Annotated in this window: 15 protein-coding genes; 5 read left to right on the forward strand and 10 right to left on the reverse strand. The window is 72.4% G+C overall.

What is annotated here, in order from left to right; genetic code table 11:
- From lnt to HUT18_RS01175, 3 genes are all read right to left on the reverse strand, one after another.
- Positions 1-1,635, reverse strand: a complete 1,635-nt coding sequence (lnt, locus tag HUT18_RS01165) for an apolipoprotein N-acyltransferase (RefSeq protein WP_176096963.1) — start codon at positions 1,633-1,635, stop codon at positions 1-3.
- 115 nt (positions 1,636-1,750) lie between these two features.
- Positions 1,751-2,305 (reverse strand): hypothetical protein, encoded by a 555-nt coding sequence (locus tag HUT18_RS01170; RefSeq protein WP_176096965.1) that lies wholly within the window; start codon positions 2,303-2,305, stop codon positions 1,751-1,753.
- A gap of 222 nt (positions 2,306-2,527) precedes the next feature.
- Positions 2,528-3,310: a glutamate racemase gene (locus HUT18_RS01175; protein WP_254878375.1), complete on the reverse strand. Its 783-nt coding sequence runs from the start codon at positions 3,308-3,310 to the stop codon at positions 2,528-2,530.
- Positions 3,311-3,368: 58 nt separating this feature from the next.
- Here HUT18_RS01175 and HUT18_RS01180 point away from each other — a divergent pair, with 58 nt between their 5' ends.
- The 5 genes from HUT18_RS01180 (at position 3,369) to HUT18_RS01200 (ending at position 10,411) form a co-directional block, all read left to right on the forward strand.
- The gene (locus HUT18_RS01180; protein ID WP_176096967.1) at positions 3,369-4,550 is read left to right on the forward strand and encodes a glycosyltransferase; all 1,182 of its coding nucleotides are present in this window, start codon (positions 3,369-3,371) and stop codon (positions 4,548-4,550) included.
- 406 nt (positions 4,551-4,956) lie between these two features.
- The gene (locus tag HUT18_RS01185; RefSeq protein ID WP_176096969.1) at positions 4,957-5,436 is read left to right on the forward strand and encodes a DUF6643 family protein; all 480 of its coding nucleotides are present in this window, start codon (positions 4,957-4,959) and stop codon (positions 5,434-5,436) included.
- A 393-nt stretch (positions 5,437-5,829) separates the two neighbouring features.
- Positions 5,830-6,432, forward strand: coding sequence for a hypothetical protein (locus tag HUT18_RS01190; protein WP_176096971.1), 603 nt, complete (start codon positions 5,830-5,832; stop codon positions 6,430-6,432).
- Positions 6,433-6,571: 139 nt separating this feature from the next.
- On the forward strand, positions 6,572-9,001 hold the full coding sequence (locus HUT18_RS01195) for a right-handed parallel beta-helix repeat-containing protein (RefSeq protein WP_176096973.1): 2,430 nt from the start codon (positions 6,572-6,574) through the stop codon (positions 8,999-9,001).
- A gap of 171 nt (positions 9,002-9,172) precedes the next feature.
- The gene (locus HUT18_RS01200; protein WP_176096975.1) at positions 9,173-10,411 is read left to right on the forward strand and encodes a monooxygenase; all 1,239 of its coding nucleotides are present in this window, start codon (positions 9,173-9,175) and stop codon (positions 10,409-10,411) included.
- A 108-nt stretch (positions 10,412-10,519) separates the two neighbouring features.
- Here the strand turns inward: HUT18_RS01200 and HUT18_RS01205 are convergent, their stop codons facing one another.
- The 7 genes from HUT18_RS01205 to HUT18_RS01235 all read right to left on the reverse strand — a co-directional run bounded on the left by HUT18_RS01205 (position 10,520) and on the right by HUT18_RS01235 (position 19,514).
- The gene (locus HUT18_RS01205) at positions 10,520-11,248 is read right to left on the reverse strand and encodes an ABC transporter ATP-binding protein (protein WP_176096977.1); all 729 of its coding nucleotides are present in this window, start codon (positions 11,246-11,248) and stop codon (positions 10,520-10,522) included.
- Entirely contained in the window at positions 11,227-12,039 is an 813-nt protein-coding gene (locus tag HUT18_RS01210) for an ABC transporter ATP-binding protein (RefSeq protein WP_176096979.1), read from the reverse strand. The genes HUT18_RS01205 and HUT18_RS01210 overlap by 22 nt, the downstream gene beginning before the upstream one ends.
- Positions 12,036-13,967 (reverse strand): ABC transporter permease, encoded by a 1,932-nt coding sequence (locus tag HUT18_RS01215; RefSeq protein WP_176096981.1) that lies wholly within the window; start codon positions 13,965-13,967, stop codon positions 12,036-12,038. Before HUT18_RS01215 ends, HUT18_RS01210 begins: the two co-directional genes overlap by 4 nt.
- The gene (locus tag HUT18_RS01220) at positions 13,967-15,187 is read right to left on the reverse strand and encodes an ABC transporter substrate-binding protein (RefSeq protein ID WP_176096983.1); all 1,221 of its coding nucleotides are present in this window, start codon (positions 15,185-15,187) and stop codon (positions 13,967-13,969) included. Before HUT18_RS01220 ends, HUT18_RS01215 begins: the two co-directional genes overlap by 1 nt.
- Before the next feature lie 112 nt (positions 15,188-15,299).
- A complete protein-coding gene (locus tag HUT18_RS01225; protein WP_176096985.1) occupies positions 15,300-15,716 on the reverse strand; it encodes a roadblock/LC7 domain-containing protein in 417 nt (138 codons plus the stop codon).
- Positions 15,713-18,376, reverse strand: a complete 2,664-nt coding sequence (locus tag HUT18_RS01230; RefSeq protein WP_254878376.1) for a nitrate- and nitrite sensing domain-containing protein — start codon at positions 18,374-18,376, stop codon at positions 15,713-15,715. The genes HUT18_RS01225 and HUT18_RS01230 overlap by 4 nt, the downstream gene beginning before the upstream one ends.
- A gap of 643 nt (positions 18,377-19,019) precedes the next feature.
- Positions 19,020-19,514: a hypothetical protein gene (locus tag HUT18_RS01235; RefSeq protein ID WP_176096986.1), complete on the reverse strand. Its 495-nt coding sequence runs from the start codon at positions 19,512-19,514 to the stop codon at positions 19,020-19,022.
- Between the last annotated feature and the right edge of the window lie 377 nt (positions 19,515-19,891).

The raw sequence follows: 19,891 nt of genomic DNA on the forward strand, positions 1-19,891 counted from the left end.
CTAGCCAGCCGCCGTGTCCGTGTCGGTACGGCCCCGCGCCACCCTGCGCCGCACGGCAGGAGCCACCGCCCAGCCGAGCCCGCCGACACCGAGCAGGACCAGGAGCGCCTCGGGCAGCGTGCCGAGCCGGGTCGCCGGGGTCTTCGAGGAGCGCAGCGGCACCTCCTCGACCAGGGAGTCGGGCGTGAACATCTTGGTCCGCTCCACGATCCTGCCGTCCGGCATGATCACGGCGCTCACACCGCTGGTGACCGGAACGACCACGGAGCGGCTGTGCTCGACGGCGCGCACCCGTGACATCGCGAGCTGCTGGTAGGTCATCTCGCTGCGGCCGAAGGTCGCGTTGTTGCTGGGTACGGACAGGAGCTGGGCACCGCCCGTGACCGTGTCCCGCACGGCCCAGTCGAAGGCGGCCTCGTAGCAGGTGGCGATGCCGACCCGGGCGCCGTCCATGGTGAAGACACCGGGACGGGAGCCGCGGCTGAAGTCCTGCCGGACCATGTCGACGTCCGAGCTGAAGACGCTGATCAGCGGGCGCAGCGGGATGAACTCGCCGAAGGGCTGGATCTGCCGCTTGTTGTACGTGTCGACGGGGCCCTTGCGCGGGTCCCACAGGACCTGCTGGTTGTAGAGCCGGTCCCCGTCCTCGACGACCGCGCCGATGGAGACCGGGGCACCGATGGCCTTGACCGCGCGGGTGATCACCGTACGGGCGTCGCCGTTGAGGAAGGGGTCGATGTCGGAGGAGTTCTCGGGCCACAGGACGAGATCGGGGCGCGCCACCTCGCCGCGGCCGACCCTGGCGGCCAGTCGCTCGGTCTCGCGTGCGTGGTAGTCGAGTACGGCCCGTCGCTGGGCGTTGAAGTCGAGACCGGAGCGGGGCACGTTGCCCTGGATCAGGGCGACCGTGCGGGTGCCGTCCTCCGCCTCGTCGCTGACCAGTGAGCGGGAGCCGAACGCGGCGAGCAGCGGCAGCACGAGGGCGCCGATGCCTATCGCGGCGGCGCCTCGGCGCAGTCCTCCGGCACCGCGCAGGGCGGCGAGGGTGCGCGCGGTCTCGAACAGGCCGAAGCCGGTGAGCACGACCGCGAACCCGAGTACCGGGGTGCCGCCCAGCGCCGCCAGCGGCAGGAAGACACCGTCGGCCTGGCCGAAGGCGATCTTGCCCCAGGGGAAGCCGCCGAAGGGGACCCGGGCACGTACCGCCTCGGCGGTGATCCACAGGCCCGCCGACCAGAGGGGTGCGCCGGGCAGCCGTGAGACGACCGCGATGCCCGCGCTCGCGAAGCCGATGTACAGGGCCTCGATCGCGGCCAGCGCCAGCCACGGCACGGGGCCCACCTCGACGCCGGTCCACACCAGAAGCGGCAGCAGGAAGCCGAGCCCGAAGAGATAGCCGAGCCCGAGCCCGGCCTTCCAGTGGCGTCCGCGCAGACACCAGGCGAGTGCGGCGAAGGCGGGCACCGCCAGCCACCACAACCCGCGGGGCGGAAAGCTCACATAGAGCAGCACCCCGGCCAGCGCCGCGGTGAGCGGGCGGGCGAGGCGGCGAAGAAGACGGGAGGCGCGCGAGGCGGACTCCTGCGGCGTCCTGAGACGCTCCGACTCGTCTGCGGTGGTTGCGGTGGCGGTCACCTGGGGAGTCTACGGCCGATCGGGCGAGGCCCGGTCGGCCGCCCGAACTCCGCCAGGGGGCACCGAGCTTCGGACCGGCGTCCCGGCGACGGCCGGACCGGCGTCCCGAGGATCGTCAGACCGGCGTTCCGGTGGGCCGCGGCGGGCGCAGCCGGTCGCGGATGACGGCGACGGCGGTCTCGGCGTCGTCGACGGTCACCGTGAAGATGTGTCCGTCGCCGAGTACCAGCACCACGCCCTCGCCGCGCCGGACGATCACGGCGGTGCCCTTCTCCGGACGCCAGCGGTAGCCCCAGCCGCCCCAGTGCCGCGGTGTGAGCTGGGAGACGAAGTCGGCCCGTACGACCTCGTCCAGCGGGATGCGTCTGCGGGGCAGGCCGATGTGCCCGCAGCGGATCTCCAGATGGTCGCTGTCCACCTTCAGTGAGACGTGGACGAAGGCCAGCGTGCCGAAGAGGATGAGCAGCCCGGCGGCGATACAGCCGACGACCGACATGATCAGCGGGGCGTCGCCCGAGCTCGAACTCCAGGCCGAGTCGACGGCCAGCAGGATGCCGAGCGCGATACACCCGGCCCCGGCCAGCGCGAGCACCCACTGCACACGGTTGGTCGCCCTTCCGTGCCAGGTCTCGATCTCTCCGTGGCTCCCCTGGCGGTGGAGGTCGTTCATGTTCCCGAGCGTACGCATCCACGGCCCGCCAGGCACCAGCTTGCCCGGTGTCGGGTCGAAACCGGGCATAACCGGAGCACAAGGAGACGGGTGGGTGGGGCTTGCGCTGCGAAGTGGCACGTCGGCTGTGCGCGCCGTGCCCGTACGTACGCCCTGGGGCGCCACCTCGTCGCACCGGGGCCCGGCCACGCGCGGGCGTACGCCGCCGGAGCGCGCGGCGCCTCAGTACGCCGGGCTGGTAACGGCGAGCAGCCTGCCGTCGGCGTAGGCGCGCGCCGCCTCGGGCAGGACGCCCTCGCGGCCGTTGAGGAGCACCGTTACCGTGCCGGTCGCCGAGGCGTGCGGAGCGGGCTGTTCGTCCAGGCGGCGCAGGGCTTGGGCGGCGACGGCACCGGCCGAGCCGTGCAGGACGAGCTGTGCGTCCGGCTGCCGCAGGGCGGTGCGGATGCGTTCGGCGACGAGTTCGTAGTGCGTGCAGCCGAGTACGACGGTGGAGACCCGCTCCGGGGTGAGGCCTGCGGCCCGGGCCACGGCTTCGTCGATGGCGGCCTCGTCGGCCTGTTCCACGGCGTCCGCGAGGCCGGGGCACGGAACCTCGGTGACGTCCACACCGCTCGCGAACTCCGCGATCAGGCCGCGCTGGTAGGGGCTGCCGGTGGTGGCGGGCGTCGCCCAGACGGCCACCGGGCCGCCACCGGCGGCGGCCGGTTTGACGGCGGGGACGGTGCCGATGACCGGCAGACCGGGTTCGAAGCGGGCGCGCAGGGCGGGCAGCGCGTGCACGGTGGCGGTGTTGCAGGCGACGATCAGGGCGTGCGGCTCGTATCGCGCGGCAGCCTCGGCCACCGCGAGCGCGCGCTCGGCGATGCCCTGCGAGGTACGCGGACCCCAGGGCATTCCGGCGGGGTCGAAGGAGACGACGAGGTCGGCGTCCGGCCGCAGCCGGCGTACCGCGGCGGCCGCGGGGAGCAGCCCCATGCCGGAGTCCACGAGCGCGATCTTCACCCGGCCACCATAGTCGATCGCCCTTCGCGGCCCGACGGCGTCGGGCAGACTGCGGCGGGTGACCGTGCTCCTGTGGATCTGTGTCGCCTCGCTGCTCGCCTGGCTGTGGCTGCTGCTCTGCCAGGGCTTCTTCTGGCGTACCGACGTACGTCTGCCACCGGCGAAGGAACCCGCCCGCTGGCCCTCGGTCGCCGTGGTCGTACCGGCCCGGGACGAGGCGGAGATGCTGCCCGCCAGCCTGACCTCGCTGCTCGCCCAGGACTATCCGGGCCGGGCGGAGATCTTCCTGGTGGACGACAACAGCACCGACGGCACGGGCGAGCTGGCGCGCGAACTGCACCGCACGACGGGCGGGCTGCCGCTGACGGTCTCCACTCCCGGCGAACCGCCCGAGGGCTGGACCGGAAAGCTCTGGGCAGTGCAGCACGGCATGGCGCTGGCGCGGACCGGCGGACCCGGTTATCTGCTCCTCACGGACGCCGACATCGCCCATGAACCGGACAGCCTGCGGCGGTTGGTGGCCTCGGCCGAGGGCGGTGGATACGACCTGGTGTCCGTGATGGCGCGGCTGCGGGCGCGGAGCGCCTGGGAACGGCTGATCGTGCCCGCCTTCGTCTACTTCTTCGCCAAGCTCTACCCCTTCCGCCGGGTCGGCAGGAAGGGTTCGCGCACGGCCGCGGCGGCGGGCGGCTGTGTGCTGCTGCGGACCGAGGCGGCACGCAGGGCCGGGGTGCCCGAGGCGATCCGGCACGCGGTGATCGACGACGTGGCGCTGGCCGGGGCCGTCAAGCGCACCGGCGGGCACATCTGGCTGGGCCTGGCCGAGCGGGTGGAGAGCGTGCGGCCGTATCCGCGCCTGGGCGATCTGTGGCGGATGGTGGCGCGCAGCGCGTACGCGCAGTTGCGGCACAATCCGCTGCTCCTGGTGGGCACGGTGTTCGGGCTCGCGCTGGTCTATCTCGCGCCACCGGCGGGCCTGTTCGCGGGGTGGGCGGCGGGAGACGGCGCCACCGCGGCGGTCGCCGGCGCGGCCTGGCTGCTGATGACGCTGACGTACCTGCCGATGCTGCGCTACTACCGGCAGTCCCCGTGGTTCGCGCCGCTGCTGCCCGTGATCGCGCTGTTGTACCTGGCGATGACGGTGGACTCCGCGGTGCGGCACTACCGGGGCCGGGGCGCGGCCTGGAAGGGCCGGACCTATCCGAAGCCGGTGCCGGACGCCGCGCCGGAACACCGCTGAGCCGACGGACCGCTCCACGGGCACCTGCTGCGGCCGCCGCGAACAAGCCACGCCGAATACCGAACTTCAGGCCAATTCGATCTGTACGAGGGCTACGACCCGCAGAACTTCTGATCCTTTTCGACATTGTCATGTCCGTCTTCAGGGAAGCCCAAGATCCGTTTCCGAGGCGCCGGTTTCACCCCGCACCCGGAGGCCGAAAGCGCCCTGCACAGCCCCGTACACCGGGCCCTGACCTCAACTTCCGCAATACTGGCGGAACTTGATTTTTACGCGACCCCTACACGTCACAACGACCGATTTTGCCGCGTTCGCTCGCATTACGGATCCCCGGCCACTGCGAGCTCGGAAAACAACCCTCTTATCGGTCTCCCCAACCAGCACATCGTGGGCTTAACTTATTGCCATGACCTCCCCCCGCTCCACATATGGCGGCGGTTACTACTCCGCGCCGTCCTTCCCGGACACTCCGATCTACGACTCCCTGGTCGCAGAGCGGGGCACACCCCAGATCGCTCCGATCCGGGTCCCGGCCGCGTACGAGACCGGCAGTCACCTGCCGGCCCTCCCGGCAGCGCTTCCCGCACTGCCCGCGGCGCCCTCCGCCCCGCAGCCCCAGTACGGCTACCCGCCCGCGCAGCACTCCGGTCTGCAGCAGGCTCCGGCGCCGTACATCCCGCAGCAGGTGCCGGCCCGCGGCTACCAGGGGCAGCAGCACGCCCCGCAGCGGCCCGTGCAACAGGCGGCCCCGCAGCGCCCGATGGCGCCGGGCACCGGATACGAGGCGATGCGTCCCGCCGCCCCGCGGCCGGCCGCACCCCGCCCCGCTCCGGCTCCCGGGCACTACGAGGATCCGTACAACCGGCAGCAGTACCGGGGGTACTGACCTCGCGGCCGCCGGTTCGGCACGGCACGGCGGTACCCAGTACATCGATCGACGCACGGCGCCCCGCACGGGCGCGGCCGGATTTGCCGGGCAGTGGACACCGAGGTCCACTCCCGGACGGGAGGAACCGGCCGCTCCTGGCGCGGGGCACATGTGCACCCGGGCACGGATCCGCACCCTGCCGTGCCCGCCCGCGGCCTGCCCGCCCAGCGGCGCGCGCCCCGGCCGCGCCACCTCGCGCGGGCGGTCATTCGCCGATACCTGCCCGGGGAGCCCCGGCACAGGGCACACTCTTGGCACCGGCGTCCCGGACGGGTCCGGGCCGAGGGGGCCACGCGCCCTCTGCTGCCCGCGTACCCGCGCGGGCGCACCGGGGGGCGGGAGGGGCGGGCGATGCGTGCGATCTTGGGACTCTGGCGTTGGCGGCACAATCCGCTGTGCCGTGACACCGACCGCGTCGAGGGCTGGATCGCCCTGCTCGTCCTGGTGGTGATCACCGTCGCGGCGCCGCTGACCGGAGCGGTGGCCGGATCGCTGTGCCACCAGGCCCTGTTGGACGTCGTGGACCGGCAGCGCTCCGAGCGCGCCCTGGTGACCGCGGTCGTCCTGCGGATCGTGGAGCACAACACCGACGTCGACCTGGAGACCGGCCCCGCGGGCAGTCCGCGCTACCGCGTCGCCGCCAAGTGGCCGACTCCCGACGGGAGTTCGCGCACCGGGACCGTACCCTCGACACTGCGCTCGCCCGAACCCGGCGACCGCTTCCGGCTCTGGACCGACCGTCACGGCACCCCGGTGGAGCGCCCGATGAACCGGGCGAGCGCGGCCACCCATTCCGTACTCGCCGGATTCGGTGCCGCACTGGCCGCGGTGGGTGCGGCCGAGGGCGTGAGGCGTCTGGTCATGTGGCGTCTGATACGCCGCCGTTACGACCTGTGGGACCAGGCATGGGACAAAGCGGGGCCGGACTGGGGCAGGACGGGCACCGGGAGTTGAGCGGGCGCCGACCACGGTCGGCGACGCCCTTCTCACGCGCTACGGTTGACCGGGCTGAGTCGTCGTCGGCTTCGGTGGCCTCGACGGCATTCGGCGACAGCACAGTGGGGCGTACGACGAGGTGGGGACAGAACTACCCATGGCACAGGGCACGGTCCAGGTGACGCACACCGGCACTTCGCGGTGGCGGCGCCGCACGGGCGAGTACGCCTCGCTCTCCGCCGCCCTGGAGGCCGCCTCCGACGGCGACGTCCTCACCGTGGCGCCGGGTACCTACCGGGAGAACCTGGTCGTACGGCGCGCGGTGACCCTGCGCGGCAGCGAGGGCGGTGCGGGCTCGGTGCGCATCGCGCCGAGCGAGGGCGTCCCGCTGACGGTGTGTGCCCCGGCCACCGTCCTCGGTCTGCAGATCGAGGGCCAGGACGGCTCGGCGCCCGCCCTGTTGATCGAGGACAGCACCCCCGAACTGACCGGCATACGGGTCGTGACCCGCTCCGCCGCGGGCATCGAGGTGCGCGGCGGCGCGCGCCCCACGGTGCGCCAGTGCACCGTCGACAATCCGGCGGGCGTCGGTATCGCCGTGACCGACGGCGCGGCCGGTGTCTTCGAGGAGTGCGAGGTCGTCGCGGCGGGCCAGGCGGGCATCGCGGTACGCTCGGGCGCCCGGCCCCGGTTCGAACGCTGCCGGGTGCACCACACCGGCGGGGCGGGTCTCTCGGCGACCGGCGAGCAGTCCGTACTGGAGGCCGTGGGCTGCGAGATCTACGAGGTGCGCGGCTCGGGGGTGCATGTCACCGGGCGGGCCAGTGCCCAGCTCACCGACTGCGACGTGCACCGCACCACGGCCGACGGCATCACCCTGGACACCGACGCGGTGCTCACCCTCGCCGACTGCCGTATCCACGACATCCCCGAGAACGCGGTGGACCTGCGCTCGCGTTCGGTGCTCACGCTGACCCGCTCCACCGTGCAGCGCTTCGGACGCAACGGTCTGTCGGTGTGGGACCCGGGCACCCGGGTCGACGCCCACCAGTGCGAGATCCACGAGAGCACCGGCGACTATCCGGCGGTCTGGATCAGCGACGGTGCCGCCGCGGTGCTCGACTCCTGCCGGGTGCACGACGTCCCGGACGCGCTGTTCGTCCTGGACCGCGGCTCCCGTGCGGACGTGGTCGACAGCGACCTCTCCCAAGTACGCAACACCGCGGTCTCGGTGAGCGACGGCGCCACCGCGCAGCTCGACGACTGCCGTATCCGCGAGGCGGCGACCGGGGCCTGGTTCCGTGACCACGGCAGCGGCGGCACCCTCTCGGGCTGCACCATCGACGGCACCCAGACCGGGGTCATCGTCACCAAGGGCGCCGATCCCACCGTGGAGCGCTGTACGGTCACCGGCCCCGCCGAGGCGGGCTTCTACGTCTCCGCCGGGGGCCGCGGCAGCTTCCACGGCTGCCGGGTCTCCGACAGCGCGGGCTACGGCTTCCACGTCATCGACGGCTGTCGTACGCATCTCAAGCGCTGCCGCACCGAGCGCTGCGCCCGCGGCGGTTACGAGTTTGCGGAAGCCGTCGGCGGCGAGGCGGGCACCGGTTCGGGTCCCCAGGTCGAGGACTGCACCAGCGACGAGAGCAGCGAGGTACGGGCCCCCGCCGCGACGGGCGCACCGGTGCGTGCCGCGACGCAGACCGAGGGGCTGCTCGGCGCCGCCCCGGCCCCGCGCCGGCCCGCGCCAGCGGAGAACGAGCCCCAGCCCGCCTCGCGCGCCTCGGAGGTGGTCCTCGGTGAACTCGACACCCTGGTCGGCCTGGAGAGCGTCAAGCGGGAGGTGCGGGCGCTCACCGACATGATCGAGGTGGGCAGGCGTCGCAGGGAGGCGGGCCTCAAAGCCGCCTCGGCCCGCCGCCACCTCGTCTTCACCGGGTCCCCCGGCACCGGCAAGACCACCGTGGCCCGCCTGTACGGCGAGATCCTCGCCGCCCTCGGGGTCCTGGAGAAGGGGCACTTGGTCGAGGTCTCCCGGGTCGACCTGGTCGGCGAGCACATCGGCTCGACCGCGATCCGTACCCAGCAGGCCTTCGAACGCGCCCGCGGCGGCGTGCTGTTCATCGACGAGGCGTACGCCCTGTCCCCGGAGGACTCCGGGCGCGACTTCGGGCGCGAGGCCATCGACACCCTGGTGAAGCTGATGGAGGACGAGCGGGACGCGGTGGTGGTGATCGTCGCCGGCTACACCGCCGAGATGGAGCGCTTCCTTTCGGTCAACCCCGGTGTCGCCTCCCGGTTCTCACGGGTCATCACCTTCGGCGACTACGCGCCCGAGGAGCTGCTGAGCATCGTGGGCCAGCAGGCCGACGAGCACGAGTACCGGCTCACCGAGACCGCCTCCGAGGCGCTGCTCAAGTACTTCACCGCGATTCCCAAGGGTCCGGCCTTCGGCAACGGCCGTACCGCGCGCCAGACTTTCGAGGCGATGGTCGAGCGGCACGCGGGCCGGGTCGCCCAGCTCTCCGAGACCACCACGGACGATCTGACCCTGCTCCTCCCGGAGGACCTGCCCGCGCTCCCCTGAGGCGCGGCGCACGGCACTCCGGCACTCCGGCCTCCTCGGTGGCGGGCCCCTGCTCGGCAGGGGACCCAAGTCCGCTGTTCCCCTGCGCACTTGCGCGTGATGGGATGGGGATACACCGCAAGGGGCCCGCGTCGCCGGGCCCGCCGAAGAGGAATTCAGGGAGAGTCCGGAATGCTTGGTGGCAGTGTGGCCGTCGTGGGCGGCAGCATCGCGGGATGTGCGACGGCGCTGGCCGCGGTCCGCGGCGGTGCCGACAAGGTCACCATCATCGAGCGGGCGGCCGGTCAACTCGAGGAACGCGGCGTGGGCGTGAGCCTGCAGGGCCAGCGCTACGCCGAACTGGAGGCCGCCGGATACGTCGACGCCGACATCCCGTGGGGCGCGCTGAACCGCCGTGTGTGGACCGTACGGGACGGTGAGGCGCCGCTCGGCCGTGCCATCAGCGTGCAGGACTTCCCGTTCCGGGCGTACTCGTGGGGCTCGCTCTGGAGCGAACTGCGCAGCCGGGTGCCGGGGCAGGTCGAGTACCGCTCGGGCGTGAGCGTCACGTCCGTCGACGAACAACCGGACGGTGTGGACCTGGAGTTCGCGGACGGCGGCCGGGAGCGGTTCGATGTCGTGATCGGCGCGGACGGCTACCGTTCGGTGGTCCGGGACACCATGTTCCCCGGCCTGAAGCCCACTTACGCGGGGTACCTCGGCTGGCGCGGCGCCACCGTGGGCACCCCCGAGTGCCCTCCGGAGGTCGCCGCCGACCTGGAGTGGACGGACCTGCGTACCGTGGTCTTCCCCGGTGGCCACTGCGTGCTCTACCTGATCCCGGACGGCGCGGGCGGCGTCCGCGTGAACTGGGTGCTGTACACCACCCCGCCCGAGCACCTGGCGGTCCCTCTCGATCTGCGGACCCCGACCTCGCTGCCGCCGGGCCGTCTCACGACCGAACTCAGCGACTTCGCACGGGACTTGGTGAGCAAGCACTTCCCGCCGTTCTGGGCCGAGTGCGTGCTGCGCACCCCGCGCGAGGAGTCCTTCATCCAGCCCATCTACGACCTGGAAGTGCCGCATTACGCGACCGGGCGGCTGGCCCTGGCCGGCGACGCCGCCACCGTGGCGCGGCCGCACACCGGCGGCGGGGCGGTGAAGGCGCTGCAGGACGCGCTGGTCCTGGAGAACTCCTGGCGCGAGGGCGGGAGTTGGCAGGAGATCGCCGCGACCTACGACGAGGACCGGACCGCGCTGGGGGCCTCGATAGTCGACCTCGGCCGAAGGTTCGGGCAGGTCCAGGTGGTCGACACCCCCAACTGGGAGGCCATGCGCACCCCGGACTTCGACGCCTGGTGGACCCAGCAGAACGGTGGCTCCGACCGCAGCAGCGGGTACGGCGGCCACGCTCTGAAGCAGCGCGGCTGAACGCCCGCGGCGGGGGCCGCGGAGACGCCCACTCCCCCGCCGCCGAGCCGTCCCCTGGGCCCAACCGGCCCGGGACAACAGCCTGTTGGGCTCAGACGGCGGTGCGACTCAGGCGGCGGGAGTGAGTGCGAGCGCCGCGTGCAGCGGCTCCGGGTCGGTGCGCACCGCGTCGCCGTCCAGGCGTGCGGCGGCCCGCCCCGAGGTGAGTACGGTGACGTCGTCCGCGCACTCGACGGCCAGCGTCGCGCTCGGTGAGACCAGGAGCGAGGCGATGCCCTCCCCCGCCAGGGTCCGTATCAACTCGTGGATCTGCCGGACGAGTACGGGCGCCAGTCCCTCGGTCGGCTCGTCCAGGAGCAGCACCCGCGGGGTGCCGAGCAGCGCGCGGGCGAGGGCGAGCATCTGCTGTTCGCCGCCGGAGAGTTCGGAGCCCTTGTTGCCGAGCCGCTCGGCCAGCCGGGGCAGCAGTTCGAGCACCCGCTCCGGGGTCCAGGCCTCGCCCCGCCCCTTGCGGTCGCGGTCCTTGGGCGGCCGGTACGACAGGCGCAGATGCTCCGCGACGCTCAGCCCGGCGAAGACCCGGCGGCCCTGCGGTACGAGCCCGACTCCGGCGCGGGCCACCCGATGCGCCCTGCGCCCGGTCAGCGCCACGCCGTCCAGGACCACGGTGCCCGCGGAGGGGCGCAGAAGTCCCGCGACGGTGTGGACGAGGGTGGTCTTGCCCGCGCCGTTGTGCCCGACCACGGCGTGCACGGTGCCGGGCCGCACCGTCAGGTCGAGGCCGTGCAGCACGGTGCCGCCGTGGTACCCGGCCGTCAGTCCGCTGAGTTCGAGCATCGACTGGTCCCTGTTCCTAGATACGCCTCGCGGACGGCGGGGTGGCCGAGCGCCTCCCGGGTGGCGGCGGTCACCAGTGCCTCGCCGTCCTTCAACACGGTGACGGTGTCGGCGAGTTGGGCGACCACCTCGGTGTGGTGCTCCACCAGGAGCATCGCGACCTCGTCGGGCAGTCGGCCGAGGACGTCGAGCAGGCGGGCGATGTCCCGGTCGGTGAGCCCGGCCGCCGGTTCGTCGAGCAGCAGCAGGCGGGGGCGGCAGGACAGCGCGGCGGCCAGGTCGAGCAGCCTGCGCTGGCCGTGGGACAGCTCGGCGGCCCTTCGGTGCGCCATGTCCGCCAGACCCACTTCGGCCAGTTGCCGGGTGGCCGCCTCGACGCGCTCCCGCCCTCGCCGGTGCCGCCACCCGGCAAGGACCACATTGTCGAGCACCGTCAACTCACCTATGGCGGTGGGTTGTTGGAAGCTGCGGGCGATACCGAACCGGGCCCGGCGGGCGGGTGCGGTACGCGTGAGATCGCGGCCGTCCAGGACGACGGTGCCCTCGTCGGGGCGTTCCGTACCGGCGATGAGGTTGAGCAGGGTGGTCTTGCCCGCGCCGTTGGGCCCGATGACGGCGTGCCGTGCTCCGGCCCGAAGCCGCAGGCTGACACCGCCGAGCGCGGTGAGGCTGCCGAAGCGCCGGGTGAGCCCGTCCAGGACGAGCACCGGACGCGCCGTGCCGGGGACCGGCCCCGCCTCGATGCGGCGGTCGGTGGCCGCGGCGGGCTCCGGCCCGGCTCCGTGGCTCATGAGGAGGCCTCCCGGGACCGGGCCGTCCAGCGGCGGACCGTGGGCGGCCGGACTCCGGCGAGCCCGCGCGGCAGCAGATACACGGACACCACGAAGAGCCCGCCGAGCAGCAGCGGACCGTGCCCTGGCCAGGCGCTCGACAGCCAGTCACGGGTGCCCACGATCAACCCGACGCCGAGCAGGGTGCCGACGACGGAGGTGGTGCCCCCGATGACGGCGGCGAGCATGGCGAGGGCGGCGATCTCGAAGCCGACATCGGCGGGCGAGACGTACTGCTGCGCCGCCACGAGCAGCGAACCGCCGACGCCCGCGAGGGCACCGCCGCCGATGTAGGCGAGCAGCAGATAGCGGGAGACCGGGTGTCCGCTGGCCCGCATCCGTGCCTCGGCGCTGCGGGTGCCGGTGAGCAACTGGCCCGCGCGGGACCGGAGTACGAGCACGGTGACCACGAGGACGACGGCGACGGCGCTGAGGACGTACCCGTAGACGGCGACCTCGTCGGACAGTTCCTCGCCGCCCCACAGGGGCACCGTCGCGGGGAAGTCGAAGAAGCCGTCGGTGCCGCCGGTGACGGACTTCATCTGGGCGACGGCGGTACTGGTCAGCTCGCCGACGGCCAGCGTGATCATCAGGACCGTGGTGCCCCGGGCCCGGATCACCGCCGGTCCGGTCACCGCGGCGAACAGGGCCGCGGCGCCGCCCGCCAGGGCGAGTTGGACCGGCCCCACGTTCGTCCAGCCCTCGTCGGCGGCGATCGCGGTGATGTACGCGCCCACCGCGAAGGGTGCCGTCTGGCCGAGGACCGGGAGCCCCGCGTACCCCGTGAGGACGGTGGAGCTGACGGCGACCAGGCCGAGCGCCAGGGCGTAGCTGGACAGCGAGAGTGTGTACACGTCCACGACCCAGGGCGCTGTGGCAAGGAGCGCCAACAGCACGGCCAGCGGGGCGAGTTGACGCACCGGCCCGGGCGTGCGGGCGAGCAGCAGCGAGAGCCCGGAGGCGGGCCGGTCCTTGACGGAGGCCGAGGCGGACGGGCGGGCCGCGGCCGCCGCGGGGGGCGGCTCCTGCGCGAGTGTCACGCGCTGCGGGCGCAGGATCAGGGCCGCGGCCATCGCGGCGAAGAGCAGGTAGGGCGCCAGCTCCGGGGCCAGCGAGACACCCAGGGTCTGCACCTCGCCGACGGCGACAGCCGCGAGGAGGATGCCCCACAGCGAGCGCATCCCGCCGAGGACGACCACGACCAGCGAGAGCATCAGCACGCTCTCCGAAGTGCCGGGCCCCGGGCCGATGATGGGCGCGCCGAGCACCCCGGCCGCACCGGCCAGTGCCCCGGCCGCCGCGAGCACACCGGTGTGTACGGCCTTGGGGCTGATGCCGGTGACGGCCAGCATCTCCGGGTCGTCGGCCGCGGCGCGTACGGCGGCGCCCGCGCGGGTGCGGGTGAGCACCCAGGTACCGATCCCCGCGAGCAGCACCGCCATCACGATGAACACGAGCCGGTACGCGGGATAGCGGTGCCCGAGCAGGGTCACCGAGGCGTCCAGTGCCTGGGGTACCCGTACCGGCAGTTCGTCGGAGCCGAACCAGGCGATGAGCAGGTTGCCGCCCATCAGCGCCAGGCCGAAGGTCAGCAGGGCCTGGGCCAGATGGCCCCGCCGGGAGAGCGGTTCGGCGGCGACGGAGAGCAGCGCGCCCGCCACTCCCGCCGCCACGGTCCCGGCCAGCAGGCCGAGCAGCAGCCCGCCCCAGGTGCCGTCGCTCAGTTCGGCGCCGGTGTAGGCGCCGATGGCGTACAGCGTGCCGTGCGCCAGGTTGAGCACCCCGGCCGTGCCGAAGGCGAGGCTCAGCCCGGCGGCGACCACGAACAGGAGCAGCCCGTAGGCGACCCCGTCGACCGCCGGGACGAGCTGCGCGTCGAGGGCGCCCATCAGCTACCGAGCGTCGCCAGGTCCTGGACCATGACGTTCGCCAGCTTCTTGCCGTCCGGCCGCACCTGGCGCAGGTACCACTTCTGCACCGGCGAGTGCGTCTTCTTGCTGAACTCCCAGGTGCCGCGCGGGCTGTCGATCTGGCCGAGCCCGGCGATGGCCTCGTTGATGGTCTCGGAGGTGATCTCCTTGCCGTCCTTGTCCAGGTCGGCGACGGCCTTGTCGAGCACCGCGGCGGCGTCGTAGGCGGACATCGCGTAGGTGGTGGGCGGCGTCTCGTGCTTGGCGGTCCAGTCGGCGGCGAACTTGCGGTTGGTCTCGTTGTCGAGGTCGGCCGCGTAGTTGAGCACCGAGTAGATGTCCTTGGCCGCGTTGCCCTCCGCGGGCAGCGTGCCGCCCTCGGTGAGGAAGCCCGGCGAGTACAGCGGCAGGTCGGCGACGTCGGACTGCTTGTACTGCTTGACGAAGTCGATGGCCGCCTTGCCCGCGTAGAAGCAGTAGACCGCCTTGGCGTCGGTCTTGGCGATGTCGTTGAAGTACGGGGTGAAGTTGGTGGTCTTGGGGAACGGCGTCCACCTGGTCTTGCCGTCCTGGTTGGCGAGCTTGCCGCCGACCTTGTCGAAGGCGTCGGTGAAGCCGCGCATCTCGTCGTGGCCGCCCTGGTAGTCGGGGCCGATCGCGTAGACCGGTCCCTTCACCTTGTCCTTGATGTACTTGGCGATGGCGCCGCCCGGCTCCTCGGAGAGGAAGCTGGTGGTCCAGATCCAGCTCACGTCGGACTTGGTGGGGCGGCCCCCGGTGGCGAGCAGCGGGACCTTGTTCTTGGTGACCAGCGGCTGGACGGCGGCGAAGGAGCCACCGCCGACGATGCCGGTCATCACGTCGACCTTGTCCTTCTTGATGAGCTTGTTCGCCGCCGGGACCGCGGTGGGCGCCCCGTCGCCCTCGTCGCCGAGGGTCAGCTCGACCTTGCGCCCGCCCAGCTTGTCGTCGTGCGTGTCCAGGTAGAGCTGGAAGCCCTCGCGCATGTCCTTGCCGACCGACTCGTAGGTGCCCGACAGCGAGACCAGCATGCCCACCTTGAGCGTGTCGTCGTCGCCCGAGGAGGCGGCGCTGCCGCTGCACCCCGCGACGGCGGTGACCGACAGCGCGAGCAGCGCGGCCCCGGCCGTGCGAGCTCTCAGACGGCCGGAACGGCGGGCGGTGAGGGCGTTGATCATGACGGTTCTCCAAGAGGGGTGGTTCGAGCGTGGTACGTCGAGCGGGGAGAGGGTTCGCGTCGCCGGTCGGCTGCCCGGCGGGTCCCCGGCCCATGCGGCCGGGGCGGCGCTCTCAGGACGCGGGCTGCGGGCTGCCGGAGTCGCGCAGGTGCGGGGAGAGTGCCTCACCGACCTGGTCGATCAGTTCCGCCATCGAGTAGCTGACCTCGCCGATGTCGGCCTCCCGTGTGGTGATGACGACCAGGGAGGCGCCGCTGGAGACCGCCATCGCGAACAGATAGCCGCCGTCCATGGCGGTCAGGCTGTGCTCCACCGGGTCGGTGCGCAGCAGTTGCGCGGCGCCGGACATCAGGTTGACCAGACCGGAGGAGATGGCCGCGAGCCGGTCCGCGTCGTCCTGGTCGAGTCCGGTGAAGGCCAGCGCCAGACCGTCCACGGAGACCGCGAGCGCGTGGGTGACTTCCGGGACACGGCGGGCGAAGTCGGTCAGCAGCCAGCCGAGCGGGCTGGGCGGGGAGGAGTGGGTCATCTCGTGCTCCGTTGGGTGTTGTCGTCGGAGGAACCTGCGGACTCGGTGCCGGTGGCGCGCTCCTGTCCGGAATCTCGGCGTGAACTGCGGTTGATGCCCTGCGCGTAGGCCGCGAAGACGTCCGAGACCTGCCGGGAGTCCCGGCGGCGCGGGGCCTTCTTCGGCGGCTGGGTCCCGGGCTTGTCCGCGACGTCGGCCGCACCCGCCCGCGGCGGTACGGAGACGGGCTTCTTCGCCTCGGCGGGCGTGGACCGTCTGCGCATCGGCAGACCCGCGGCACTCACTCCGGCGATCCGGCTGCGCACCGGATCGGGCGAAGTGCCGGGCGTTTGCCGCGAGTTGGCTGACGTGGCCGTGTCCGGTGCGCTCGCCGCCGGTGCGGCCGTCGGCTCCTGCCGGTGCGGCGGGAGGACCGTGGCGCCCGCCCGTGGCGCGGGTACCTCCGCGCCGGTGCGCCGAGCCGCCGCACGCGAGTGGTCGCCCTCGCCGCCCTGCGGTTCGTCGTCGATGCGGAGCACGTCTCCGGCCGGGGACGGCGCGGACCTGCGGATAGCGGGCAGTACCACCGTGCTCTCGACGGGGCTCTCCTCGTCGTGGGAGCGCGGGCCGTCGGCCTCGGGACCGGTGGCGCCGTCCTCGGCCGCGGCGTGGTGCTGTTCCGCGGCGCGTTCCCTGCCTCCGGCCGGCGGAGGCGGCGGCACCTCGGTGCCGGTGCCGGGTTCGGCGAGCACCTCCTTCGGGAGGATCACCTCGACGATGGTGCCGGGCCCGGACGACTCGCGCAGTTCGACCAGGAGGCCGAGCCGCGCCGCGAGGCGCCCGACCACCTGGAGACCCATGGTGCGGACGGCGCCGATGTCGCTCTGCGGAGCGGCGAGTTCGGCGTTGAGCTCGGCGCGGCGGTCGGCGGACATCCCGACGCCCTCGTCGACGATCTGCAGTACGGCCCGGTCCCACAGGCTCCAGGCCGCCACACCCACCTCGGTCTCCGGCGGGGAGAACCGGGTGGCGTTGTCGAGGAGTTCGGCGAGCAGGTGCGCGATGTCGTCGACGACACGGGCGGCGATGGTGATCGACGGTTCGATGTGCCCGAGGCTCACCCGCCCGTAGTGCTCGATCTGCTGCGCGGCCGCGTAGATCACCGAGGTGCACGGGGCGTCGGCCGAGCGGACCTTGCCGCCGCCGTAACCACCCAGTACCAGCAGGTTCTTGGCGTTGCGCTCCATCCGGATGGCGAGGTGGTCGAGCGCGAACAGCGCCTCCATCCGCTTCGGGTCGAGCTCGTCGCGCTGCACCGTGCTCAGCTCGGCGGTCAGTACGGAGTTGAGCCGGGCACCGCGGCGGGCGACGGTCACCAGGGTTTCGGCGAACCGGTCGTGGGACCTGGCCTGCTGGGCGGCGAGCCGTACGGCCGCGTAGTGCACCGAGTTGAAGGCCTGGCCGACCTCGCCCATCTCGTCGTCCGCCAGGTCGGTCAGCGGGCGGCCGGCCCGCTCGGCGATCTGGTCGGGCGTCGCCCGCCCCGCGGCACCGGGTGCGGAGAGCTTGCGCACCTCCTCGGGGAGCCGCTTGTGGGCCACCTCGTGTGCGGCGTTGCGCAGGTCACGCAGTCGACGGATCAGGTCGCGGCCCAGACGGGTGGCGACGAGCACCACACCGACCAGCATCAGCAGGACCAGAACCAGCTCGGACACGGCCCACCAGATGAGCCGGGTGCGCTCGTCCGAGACCTCGTCCAGCACGTCGGAGTCGACCCGCTCCACCACCGAGCGCAGCAGTGCCTGCCGGTCGGCCATGGCCTTGGTCCAGTCCGCGCGGCTGACGTTGAGCCGCTGGCCGGAGGTGCTGCGGCCGACCTGGTCGGCGAGCTTCTCCGCTGCCATGGCCTTGGGGCCCGACAGGGTGCGCTCCATCCAGGTCCGCCAGTCCTCGGGACCCAGCGTCGCCACGTCGTGGTAAGCGTTCGCGACGCCGAGCCGGGTGGCCTCGAAGGTGCGCAGCGACGCGGGCGTGAACCCGCCGGCGGCCAGTGCCCGTACGACGGTCACCTCCTGCTGCGCGACGTGCTCGGTGCCCTCGGTCAGGGCGGCCGCCGCGCGGATGTGGTCGGCGACGTCAGCGTTGACTCCGTCGGCCTGCGCCAGGCTGTCGCGGAAGGAGATGAGGTCGGCGATGACGATGCGGTAGCCGAACACGGTGGAGGAGAACGCGCTGCTGCCGGACCGGACTTGGGCCCGCAGGGTGGCCAGTCCGCCGAGGGACTGGTCGATCCGGTCGAGCGCCGCGTTCGTTCCGGTGGGCATGGAGGAAAGCTCGGCACGCTTTTCGCGGTACCGGGCCACGCTCTCGTCGGTGGCTCTGGCGAGCTCCCCGAAACGCTCACCAAAATCGCCGCCCGAGGTGATCTGCGCCGCCCCTTCGGCGCGCTCACGCTGGAGGCGGTACGTCAGTTCACTGGCGGCTTCGGCGGCCTCGATCGCCGTCTTGAGCCGGACGGCCTGAACGGCCTGTCCTGTGGACGGGGTAAGAGCCCGCCCGGCAAAGGCAATTGCTATTACGAGCGGGACCGCGACAAGCAGGATCAGACGACGCGAGATCCTTACTGAGCGGACACCCTGCCTGGGCCCCTTGCTTGGTCGGAGCCGGGGTATTGGCGACACGGCGACACCTGGAATGCGGTTGGTCGGGATGGGACGGGTACGGACGTTCCTGGTCGGTGTGGACGGATGTGAGCGAAATCAACTTGCGGAACATCAACATGCCAGTGAGGCTGTTGTGTTCGCTGTTCCCCCCTGACAAGCGTGATGATGCTAGGCGCTAAGTCCGCGCCGTGCGAGCAATCGCCGTCGATCACTGTGATCCGTATGACATCGTGATCTTAGATCACAGCGATTCTTGTGGACATGTTGGTCCAGGGGTGCCAAATGGACCTTGTCACTGCGGAGTTCGGGGTACGTGAATGGCCGGGTAGCGGTTGGTGACACCGAGACGACCGGCCATCCGTCCGGTTTTCTGTTCGCCCGTACCGCGCCCCAACTGCGAAAACGCCCTCGCCGGGCCTGCGTTGAGGGCAGGAGGGCGAGGGCGGTGTCGTACACGACGACGCCCGCTGCCTCCGGCGAGGGCCGGGAAGCAGCGGGCGGCGGCGACCTCACATGCGGTCGCGATGTCGAACGGGTTGCGGGAATAAGGGAGTTGGGCCGCTCAAGGAACCTCGTGCGGCGACAGAGAGGTCAAACGGCAGATTCGGCACCGACCTGACGGAACATCAGCCCTGCTTGGCTGTCCGGCTCTTGCCGGTTTCTAGTCGGGCAGCCGTCGCAGCGTGAAACCGTCGACGGGATTGCCGGAGATGATTTCCGCGAGCCGACCGTCGAGTACGTACGTGCCGTACGGGGTGACCGCGGAGGTGCTGGGGCTGGAGTCGGGCCACGGCGCGTGGCACGCCACCGTACGGGCCGAGGCCCAGCCGTCGGTGGACCGCAGGACCGTCACCGCGGCGCTGCCCGAGGAGATGACGCCGTTGGAACCCACCACCAGCGTGCCGTCGGGGCGCAGTTCGACGCCGTCGGCGCCGGGGATCGGCTGCTCCAGGGCGACAGTTTCGGCGTGTTCCGGGGCATGGAGCGGGATACGGACGAGGGTGCCCCTGCCGTGCGTCGACACGAGCAGGAAGCCCGCCGGGTGCCAGACGATGCCGTTGGGGCCGAGGCCGTCGGTGCCGAACAGCTCCGGCGGCTCGCCGTCACTGCCCACGAGCTGGCCCGCGCCCTCGATCCGGGGCACGGCGGCGGCCACCGACGGGAGCCGTCCGTCCCCACCACCGACACGGTGCCGTGCCGCAGCGAACCCACCAGGAAGGTCCGCCGGACGCTGTCCCAGGCCACGCCCTCGGGGTGGAGGGTGGGCGCCTGGCTGGTGATCAACGCCGGTCCTGAGCACCGCCCGGAGGTGGCGGCGGCCCGGCCGGTGAGCGCACCCGCCACCGCCGTGGCGCCCAGCGCGGTCACCATGGCGCGGCGCGTGAGTGTGCGCCGACCTGTCTCTTCCTGAGCTGCGGTCATCGCTTCCCTCTCCAACCTCTCCGGCATCTCCAAGTCGGCCTGCTCCGGGGCCTGTTGCCGAATCCGGGCACCTGCGTGCGGGCCCGTGCCGGCCCCGTCGCGGCTGTCGCG

It is taken from the genome of Streptomyces sp. NA04227, assembly GCF_013364195.1.
In the GTDB taxonomy this organism is placed as follows: Bacteria; Actinomycetota; Actinomycetes; order Streptomycetales; family Streptomycetaceae; genus Streptomyces.